The organism is Curtobacterium sp. 18060, assembly GCF_902706105.1.
In the GTDB taxonomy this organism is placed as follows: Bacteria; Actinomycetota; Actinomycetes; order Actinomycetales; family Microbacteriaceae; genus Curtobacterium.
The window spans coordinates 1-403 of the sequence record NZ_CACSJV010000133.1; the positions used below are offsets into that span (position 1 = coordinate 1).

A 403-nucleotide genomic window follows, 5' to 3' on the forward strand; every position below is an offset into this window, starting at 1 on the left:
GGGGAACTGGTGGTGCGGGGATCGAGCGCCGGGCCGCGCGGCCCGTCCTAGCGCCCGCGCCCCATCGCCCAGCCGGCCGAAGCCCGCCGGCCCACGGGCCTGGACGCACGGCGGGCCACCACAGCGGCCGGCCTTCGACTCACGCCTTGCGCGGCTTCACCTTGCCCGCCGCCAGCTTCGCATTGGCGCGTGCCGTCTCCACGTCGTCCGCCCGGGCCACCGCCACGCCCATGCGGCGCTTGGTGAAGCTCTCGGGCTTGCCGAAGAGGCGCAGGTCGGTATCCGGCACGCGCAGCGCCTCGTCCACACCGTCGAAGGCGATGCCCTGGGCGTCCATGCCGCCGTAGATCACGGCGCTGGCGCCCGGGTTGCGCAGGCGGGTGTCCACCGGCAGGCCGAGGAT

General features: G+C 75.4%; 1 pseudogene. It reads right to left on the reverse strand.

The annotated features are described in order from the left end of the window. Positions 1–139: 139 nt before the first annotated feature. A pseudogene (gene purT / locus GVL05_RS19900) lies at positions 140–403 on the reverse strand (phosphoribosylglycinamide formyltransferase 2); the annotation flags it as partial.